Annotated in this window: 3 pseudogenes; all 3 read left to right on the top strand. The window is 73.4% G+C overall.

Going from position 1 to position 9561, the window contains the following annotated elements:
- Positions 1-131 precede the first annotated feature (131 nt).
- Positions 132-4670 (top strand): annotated as a pseudogene (locus tag SMD11_RS37250) (SDR family NAD(P)-dependent oxidoreductase); the annotation flags it as partial.
- Positions 4671-4739: 69 nt separating this feature from the next.
- Positions 4740-5186: pseudogene (locus SMD11_RS37245) on the top strand (beta-ketoacyl reductase); the annotation flags it as partial.
- A 153-nt stretch (positions 5187-5339) separates the two neighbouring features.
- A pseudogene (locus SMD11_RS37240) lies at positions 5340-9509 on the top strand (beta-ketoacyl synthase N-terminal-like domain-containing protein); the annotation flags it as partial.
- Positions 9510-9561: the final 52 nt, after the last annotated feature.

Here is a 9561-nt window from a genome sequence, read left to right as displayed (position 1 = left end):
CGCCCGGACCCCACCCGTGAGCGGTCCGGGCGCGCACCCCGCGCCCGGACCGCACCGGGACCACCCCACCCCAGACTTCCCGGCCCCGCCGGATTCCCCAAGCAAGCCCAGAGGAAGAGACGACACAGGACATGGCTCACGCTAACGAGGACAAGCTCCGCGACTATCTCAAGAAGGCGGCGGCCGACCTCCACGACTACCGGCAGCGGCTCCAGACGGTCGAGGCGAAGGCCCACGAGCCGATCGCCATCGTCGGCATGGCCTGCGCGCTCCCCGGCGGTATCGACGGCCCCGAGAAGTTGTGGCAGCGCCTCGTCGAGGGCGCCGACTGCGTCGGCCCCTTCCCCGCCGACCGCGGCTGGGACCTGGAGTCGCTCTACGACCCCGACCGCGAGAACGCCCGCCGCGGCACCTCGTACGTCCGCGAGGGCGGCTTCGTCGACGACGCCGCCGGCTTCGACCCGGGCTTCTTCGGCATCTCGCCCCGCGAGGCCATGGCGATGGACCCGCAGCAGCGCCTGCTGCTGGAGGCGTCCTGGGAGGCGTTCGAGCGGGCCGGCATCGACCCCACGACGCTCCGCGGCAGCCGCACCGGCGTCTACGCCGGTGTGATGTACAAGGAGTACGCGGGCGACATGAGCGGCGTGCCCGAGGAGATCGACGCCTTCCTCGGCACCGGCACGTCCAACAGCGTCGTCTCCGGCCGCGTCTCGTACGCGCTCGGCCTCGAAGGCCCCGCCATGACCATCGACACGGCCTGTTCGTCGTCGCTGGTGGCCCTGCACCTGGCTGTCCAGGCCCTGCGCCAGGGCGAGTGCGAGCTCGCCCTCGCCGGCGGTGTGACCGTCGCCGTCACCCCCGACACCTACCGCGAGTTCAGCCAGCAGGGCGCGCTCGCGGCCGACGCGCGCTGCAAGCCGTTCGCCGAGGCGGCCGACGGCACGTCGCTCAGCGAGGGCGTCGGCGTGCTCCTCGTCGAGCGCCTCTCCGACGCCCGCCGCAACGGCCACCCCGTCCTGGCCGTCGTCCGCGGCTCGGCCGTCAACCAGGATGGCGCCAGCAACGGCCTGACCGCCCCGAACGGCCCCTCCCAGCAGCGGGTCATCCGCCAGGCCCTGGCCAACGCGCGCCTGGAGCCTGGCGACATCGACGCGGTCGAGGCGCACGGCACGGGCACCACGCTGGGCGACCCGATCGAGGCGCAGGCGCTCCTCGCCACCTACGGGCAGGAACGTTCCGCCGACCGCCCCCTCTGGCTCGGCTCGCTGAAGTCGAACCTGGGCCACACCCAGGCGGCCGCCGGTGTCGGCGCCGTCATGAAGATGGTCCTCGCGATGCGCCACGGCCTCCTGCCGAAGACGCTGCACATCGACGAGCCCTCACGGAAGGTGGACTGGTCGGCGGGCGCGGTCGAGCTGCTGACCGAGGCGCGTGAGTGGCCGGAGGGTGAGCGTCCGCGTCGTGCGGGTGTGTCGTCGTTCGGGTTCAGCGGTACGAACGCACACGTCATCGTGGAGCAGGCGCCGGTGGAGGAAGCCGCCGAGGTTTCCGTGGAGCGGGAACTGCCGGTGGTGCCGTGGGTGGTCTCGGGCAAGACGGCGGAGGCGCTGGATGCGCAGGTCGCCCAGGTGGCCGAGGCTGCTGCCGGGCTTGACCCGGTGGGTGTCGGTTTCACGCTGGCGACTGCGCGTGCGCAGTTCGAGCACCGGGCTGTGGTGGTTGACGGTCAGACGGTCAAGGGCCGGGTGCTGGGCGGGAAGCTGGCGGCGCTGTTCACGGGTCAGGGTGCTCAGCGGGCGGGGATGGGGCGTGAGCTGTACGCGGCCTACCCGGTGTTCGCGGAGGCGTTCGACGCTGCTTGTGTGGCGCTGGGGCTGGATGCGGCTGTTCTGGACGATGCGGAGTCGCTGGCTCGTACGGAGAACACGCAGCCTGCGCTGTTCGCGGTCGAGGTCGCGCTCTACCGTCTGGTGGAGTCGTGGGGTGTGCGTCCGGACTTCGTCGCCGGTCATTCGATCGGTGAGATCGCGGCGGCGCATGTCGCTGGTGTGTTCTCGCTGGAGGACGCGGGCAAGCTCGTTGCCGCCCGTGCTGCCCTGATGCAGGCCCTACCGTCCGGTGGCGCGATGGTGTCGCTGCGGGCGACCGAGGCCGAGGTCCGTGCGGTTCTGGTCGACGGTGTCGACATCGCCGCGATCAACGGGCCGTCCTCCGTGGTGATCTCGGGTGGCGAGGCCGCTGTCGAGCAGGTGGCGGGGAACTTCGAGAAGTCTCGTCGCCTGAATGTCTCGCATGCGTTCCACTCGCACCTCATGGACGGGATGCTGGACGACTTCCGCAAGGTCGCCGAGTCCCTCACGTACTCCGCCCCTTCGGTCCCGGTCGTCTCCAACGTCACCGGCACCGTGGCCGACGACCTGACCTCCCCCGAGTACTGGGTCCGTCACGTCCGCGAAGCCGTCCGCTTCGCCGACGGCATCCAGACGCTCCACGCCGAAGGCGTCCGCACCTTCCTGGAACTCGGTCCCGACGGCGTCCTGTCCGCGATGGCGCAGGAGTGCCTTGCCGAGGCCGACGACGTGGCGTTCGTCCCGGCTCTCCGTAAGGACCGCCCGGAACCGGCCGCCCTGGTCACCGCTCTCGGCCGTCTCCACATCACCGGCGCCCGCGTCGACTGGCCGGCGTTCTTCGCCGGCACCGGCGCCCGTCTCACCGACCTGCCGACGTACGCCTTCCAGCACGAGCGCTACTGGCTGGAAGGCGGTCCCGCGTACGGCGACGTGCAGGCCGCCGGTCTCGGCGCGGCCGAGCACCCGCTGCTCGGCGCGGTCGTGGCCCTGCCCGACTCGGACGGATTCGTCTTCGCGGGCCGCCTGGCGCTGCGTACGCACCCCTGGCTCGCGGACCACGTCGTGGGCGGCAGCGTGCTGCTGCCGGGCACGGCCTTCGTCGAGCTCGCGATCCGCGCGGGCGACCAGGCCGGCTGCACCACCGTCGAGGAACTCACCCTTGAGGCCCCGCTGGTCCTGCCCGAGCAGGGCGCCGTCCAGCTCCGCGTCACGGTCGGCGCCCCCGAGGCGACGGGCCGCCGCGAGCTGACCGTCCACTCCCGTGCCGAGGGCGCCCCCGACGAAGCCCCCTGGCTGCGGAACGCCTCCGGCACCCTCGCCACCGAGGCCCCCGCCTACGCCGTCGACCTCATCACCTGGCCCCCGGCGGACGCCGAGCCCGTCGACGTCGACGGGCTCTACGAAGGCCTCGCCACCGCCGGCCTGGAGTACGGGCCGGTCTTCCAGGGCGTCACCGCCGCGTGGAGCAAGGGCGACGACATCTACGCCGAGGTCTCGCTGCCCGAAGGCACGGACGTCGCGTCGTACGGGCTCCACCCCGCCCTGCTGGACGCCACGCTGCACACCATCCCCCTCGCCGCCCACATACGTGGCGGGGAACCGTCGTCCGAGGAAGGCGGCGTCAAGCTGCCGTTCGCATGGCGCGGAGTGACCCTGCGGGCGACCGGTGCCGGTGCGCTGCGGGTCAAGGTCACGTCCTCGGGCGACAACGCGACGCTGGAGCTCGCCGACGCCACGGGAATGGCGGTCGCGTCGGTGGAGTCGCTCGTCGTGCGGCCGTTCGCCGCCGACCAGCTGCGCGCGGCCGACCAGGGCATGCGGGACGCGCTGTTCCGCGTGGAGTGGGCGCCGGTCGCGGCCGCCCGCGCCGACGTCGCACCCGTGACCGTCCTGGGCTCGGACCACGCCGACCTCGCCGCCCTGCGCGCCGCCGTGGACGCCGGGGCGTTCGTGCCCGCCGTCACCGTCGTGCCGTGCCGGTCCGGTGCGGCGCGCGAAATCGTGCACGGCGTGCTCGCGCTGGTGCAGGAGTGGCTCGCGGACGAGCGGTTCGCGGACTCCCGGCTCGTTCTGGTGACCCGGGGCGCGGTGGCGCTCCCGGGTGACGCGGACGTCGACCCGGCGCAGGCGGCCGTGTGGGGTCTGGTGCGTTCGGCACAGTCGGAGAACCCCGGCCGCGTGATCCTCGCCGACCTCGACGCCGACGGCGGCCCGGATGCCTTCGCCGCCGCTGTCGCCACCGCCGACGCGGGCGACGAGCACCAGATCGCGGTGCGTGGGGGAGCGGTCTTCGCGCCGCGTCTCGCCCGCGCGGCTGTTGCCGCAGAGGCCCGGCCGCAGTGGAGCGCCGAGGGTACGGTGCTGATCACCGGTGGTACGGGCTCCCTGGGTGCGCTCGTGGCACGTCATCTGGTGGCCGAGCACGGTGTGCGCAGTCTCCTGCTGACAAGCCGCCGTGGCCTGGACGCCCCGGGCGCGGCCGAGCTGTGCGATGAACTCGCGGCTCTCGGAGCCGAGGTGACCGTCGCCGCGTGCGACGTCGCCGACCGCGAGGCGCTGGCCGACCTTCTTACTGCTCACCCCGTCACGGCTGTCGTCCACACGGCTGGTGTTCTTGACGACGGTGTCATCGGTTCGCTGTCGCCGGAGCGCCTGGATGCCGTGTTCGCTCCGAAGGCGGACGCGGCCCGGCATCTGCACGAGCTGACGGCAGGCATGGACCTCACGGCCTTCGTGCTGTTCTCCTCCGCTGCCGGTGTCTTCGGCAACGCGGGTCAGGGCAACTACGCGGCCGCCAACGCCTACCTGGACGCGCTCGCCCAGCAGCGTGCCGCCGCCGGTCTCCCCGCCACGTCCCTCGCCTGGGGCCTCTGGCAGGACGCCGACGGCATGGGGAGCGAGCTCGACGCCGCGCACGCTTCCCGTATGGGTGGCAGTGGTGTGGTCGCGCTCTCGCCCCGGCAGGGCCTGGAACTCCTCGACGCCGCCGTGGCGTCGGGCGAGGCCCTCCTCGTCCCCGCGCCGCTCGACCTGGCCGTCCTGCGGGCGGGCGCGGCGACGCACCCGCTCCTGCCGCTGATGCGCGGCCTGGTGCGCGTGCCCGCGCGCCGTACCGTCGACGCCCGGCAGGCGGAGTCCCTGCGGCAGCGCCTGCTCACCCTCCCCGAGTCCGAGCGGGCCGAAGCCCTCCTGGAGCTGGTGCGCGACGAGGTCGCCGGGGTGCTCGGCCACGCCTCCGGCGCGGCCGTCGAGCCGGACCGGGCGTTCACCGAGCTGGGCTTCGACTCCCTCACGGCCGTCGAGTTCCGCAACCGCCTCAACGCCGCGACGGGGCTCCGGCTGCCCGCGACGCTGATCTTCGACTACCCGACGACGCGCGTCCTGACGGAGTACGTGCGCGACGAGCTCGCCGGTGGCCTGTCGCAGGCCGCCCCGGCCGTCCCGGTGCGTACGGCCCGTGTGGACGACGACCCGATCGCGATCGTCGGCATGGCCTGCCGCTACCCGGGCGGGGTGACCTCGCCCGAGGGCCTGTGGGACCTGGTCGCCGGCGGGCGCGACGGCGTGTCCGCCTTCCCCGACGACCGTGGCTGGGACCTGGAGAACCTCTACGACCCGACGGGCGAGCGCCCCGGGACCTCGTACACCCGTCAGGGCGGGTTCCTGCACGAGGCCGCCGCGTTCGACCCCGGCTTCTTCGGCATCTCGCCGCGTGAGGCCCTCGCGATGGACCCGCAGCAGCGCCTGCTGCTGGAGACCACGTGGGAAGCCGTCGAGCGGGCGGGCATCGACCCGACCACCCTGCGCGGCAGCCGCACCGGCGTCTTCGCCGGCGCGATGTACCACGACTACGCGTCCGGCATCGGTACGTCCGTCCCCGAGGGTGTCGACGGCTTCCTCGGCACCGGCACCTCCGGCAGCGTCGTCTCCGGTCGCCTGTCGTACGTGTTCGGGTTGGAGGGCCCGGCTGTCACCGTCGATACGGCGTGCTCGTCGTCGCTGGTGGCCCTGCACCTGGCCGTCCAGGCCCTGCGCTCCGGCGAGTGCGAACTCGCCCTGGCCGGCGGTGTGACCGTCATGGCCACCCCGAGCTCGTTCATGGAGTTCTCCCGCCAGCGCGGCCTGGCCACCGACGGCCGGTGCAAGGCGTTCGCGGCGGGCGCGGACGGCACCGGATGGGCCGAGGGCGTCGGCATGCTGCTCGTCGAGCGGCTGTCGGACGCGCGCCGCAACGGTCACCCTGTCCTGGGCATCGTCCGGGGCTCGGCGATCAACCAGGACGGTGCCAGCAATGGTCTGACGGCGCCTAATGGTCCGTCGCAGCAGCGGGTGATCCGGCAGGCCCTGGCCACGGCCGGTCTGTCGCCTGCCGATGTCGACGCCGTCGAGGCACACGGCACGGGCACGACGCTGGGCGACCCGATCGAGGCCCAGGCCCTCCTCGCCACCTACGGTCAGGAGCGCGCCGGGGACGAGCCGCTCTGGCTCGGCTCCTTCAAGTCCAACATCGGCCACGCCCAGGCGGCCGCGGGCGTCGGCGGCATCATCAAGATGCTCATGGCCATGCGCCACGGCGTCCTGCCCAAGACCCTCCACGTGGACGAGCCGTCGCCGCACATCGACTGGTCCGAAGGTGCGGTCGAGCTCCTCACGGAGGCGCGCGACTGGCCGGAGGTGGGGCGTCCGCGCCGTGCGGGCATCTCGTCGTTCGGTTTCAGCGGTACCAACGCGCATGTGATCGTGGAGCAGGCGCCGGTGGAGGCCGAGGCCGTTGCCGGTGCTGCTGTCGAGCTGCCGGTGGTGCCGTGGGTGCTGTCGGGCAGGACGCCGGAAGCCCTGGAGGCGCAGGTCGCCCAGGTGGCCGAGGCTGCTGCCGGGCTCGACCCGGTGGGTGTCGGTTTCACGCTGGCGACGACTCGCGCGCGGTTCGAGCACCGGGCCGTGGTGGTGGGTGAGCAGACGGTCAAGGGCCGGGTGCTGGGTGGCAAGGTCGCCGCGCTCTTCACCGGTCAGGGTGCCCAGCGGGCCGGTATGGGCCGTGAGCTGTACGCGGCCTACCCCGTTTTCGCGGAGGCGTTCGATGCTGCTTGTGCGGCGCTGAAGCTCGACCCCGCTGTTCTGGACGATGCGGAGTCGCTGGCTCGTACCGAGAACACACAGCCTGCGCTGTTCGCGGTCGAGGTCGCGCTCTACCGTCTCGTCGAATCCTGGGGTGTCCGCCCCGACTTCCTCGCTGGTCATTCCATCGGTGAGATTGCCGCGGCCCATGTCGCTGGTGTGTTCTCGCTGGAGGACGCGGGCAAGCTGGTCGCTGCCCGTGCCGCGCTCATGCAGGCGCTGCCGTCCGGTGGCGCGATGGTGTCTCTGCGGGCGACCGAGGCCGAGGTCCGCGCGGCCTTGGTCGACGGTGTCGACATCGCCGCGATCAACGGCCCGTCCTCCGTGGTGATCTCGGGTGACGAGGCCGCTGTCGAAGCGGTCGCCGGGCACTTCGAGAAGTCCCGCCGCCTGAACGTCTCGCACGCGTTCCACTCCCACCGCATGGACGGCATGCTGGCCGACTTCCGCAAGGTCGCCGAGTCCCTCACCTACACCGTCCCCTCGATCCCGGTCGTCTCCAACGTCACGGGCGGACTGGCCACGGAGCTGACCTCCCCCGAGTACTGGGTGCGCCATGTCCGCGACGCCGTCCGCTTCGCCGACGGCATCCGGACCCTCCACACCGAAGGCGTCCGCACCTTCCTGGAACTCGGCCCCGACGGCGTCCTGTCCGCCATGGCCCAGGAGTGCCTGACCGACGCCGATGCCGAAGCGGACGACATCGCCTTCGTCCCGTCCCTCCGCAAGGACCGCCCCGAACCGGCCGCCCTCGTCACCGCTCTCGGCCGCCTGCACCTCACCGGCGCCCGCGTCGACTGGTCCGCCTTCTTCGCCGGCACCGGCGCCCGCCGCGTCGACCTCCCCACCTACCCCTTCCAGCACGAGAACTTCTGGCTCGGCAGCGTGGCGGGTGCCGGTGACGCCGCCGCCATCGGCCAGGGCCCGGCCGACCACCCGCTGCTGGGTGCGGTCGTCGCCCTACCGGACTCCGAGGGCCTGCTCCTCACCGGCCGGGTGTCGCTCCAGAGCCACCCGTGGCTCGCGGATCACGCCGTCATGGGCACGGTGCTCCTGCCCGGCACGGCGTTCGTCGACCTGGCGATCCGCGCCGGTGACGAGGCCGGTTGCGCGACCGTGGACGAGCTGACGCTGGAAGCGCCTCTGGTGCTGCACGGCAACGGCGGTGTCCAGCTGCGCGTGACCGTCGGCGAGCCGGACGACACCGGACGCCGCTCCGTCGCGATCCACTCCCGTGCCGAGGGCGCGCCCGAGGACATGCCCTGGGTCCGCCACGCCTCCGGTCTCCTCGCCCCGGCGGCCGAGGACGGGTCCCCCGCGCCCTTCGCCGTCTGGCCGCCCGAGGGCGCCGAGCCGGTGGGCGTCGGTGCCCTCTACGAGAGCCTCGCGGGCATCGGGCTGGAGTACGGCCCGGTGTTCCAGGGCGTGACCGCCGCCTGGCGCGTGGGCGGCGACGTCTGCGCCGAGGTCGCCCTCCCCGAGGACACCGACGCCGCGCGGTTCGGGCTGCACCCGGCGCTCCTGGACGCGACGCTGCACACCATGGCGTTCGGCGACTTCGCCGCCGACGGCGCGGCGGGTCCGCGGCTGCCGTTCGCGTGGTCGGGGGTCACCCTGCACGCCAACGGCGCCACCGCCGTCCGCGTCCGCCTGGGCCGTACCCCCGACGGCAACGGCGTCACGCTGAGCCTCGGCGACAGCACCGGTGCCCGGGTGGCCACGGTCGCGTCGCTGGTGCTGCGCACCGTCTCCGCCGAGCAGCTGAGCGCGGGCGCCGGCCGTGACGACTCCCTCTTCCGGATGGAGTGGAAGGCCCTCGCGACGGACGTGCCGGAGGAGGCGGAGCTCGCCCGCCTGGCGGACCTCGACCTGCCGGAGGCGGGCGCCGAGGTCCCCGAGTTCGTCCTCGTCCCGGCTCCCGCCACCGAGGGCCCGCACTCCGCCGACGGCGCGTACCCCGCCGACGACCGGTACTCCGCCGGGGCGGCCCACACCGCCGCCCACCGGACGCTCGCGCTCGTGCGGCGGTGGCTGGACGACGACCGGTTCGCCGAGTCGCGGCTCGTCCTGCTGACGCGCGGCGGTGTGTCCGTCGAGGCGTCCGAGCCGGTCGCGGACCTGGCGCAGGCGGCCGTCTGGGGCCTGGTGAAGTCCGCGCAGTCGGAGAACCCGGGCCGCTTCGTGCTCGTCGACACCGACGGGTCGGAGGAGTCGCGCGAGGTGCTCGCGCGTGCCCTCGCCACCGGTGAGCACCAGCTGGCGCTGCGGGACGGCGAGGCGTTCGTGCCCCGGCTGGCCCGGGCGTCCGCCGGGGAGGTGCTGGCGCTGCCCGCCGACACCTCCGACTCCTGGCGGCTCGACATCACCGCGAAGGGGACCTTCCAGGGCCTCGGCTTCGTGCCCGCCGCGCCCAACCTGGCACCGCTGGAGCCGGGCCAGGTCCGGGTCTCGGTGCGGGCGAGCGGCCTGAACTTCCGTGACGTGCTCAACGTCCTGGACATGTACCCGGGCGACGCCGGCGAGCTGGGCATGGAAGGCGCGGGCGTCGTCGTGGAGACCGGGCCGGGCGTGACCGACCTGGCGGTCGGGGACA

Source organism: Streptomyces albireticuli, from assembly GCF_002192455.1.
GTDB lineage: Bacteria > Actinomycetota > Actinomycetes > Streptomycetales > Streptomycetaceae > Streptomyces > Streptomyces albireticuli_B.
The sequence above is the reverse complement of the archived record's forward strand: the minus strand, read 5'-3'. Positions and strand labels throughout refer to the sequence as shown.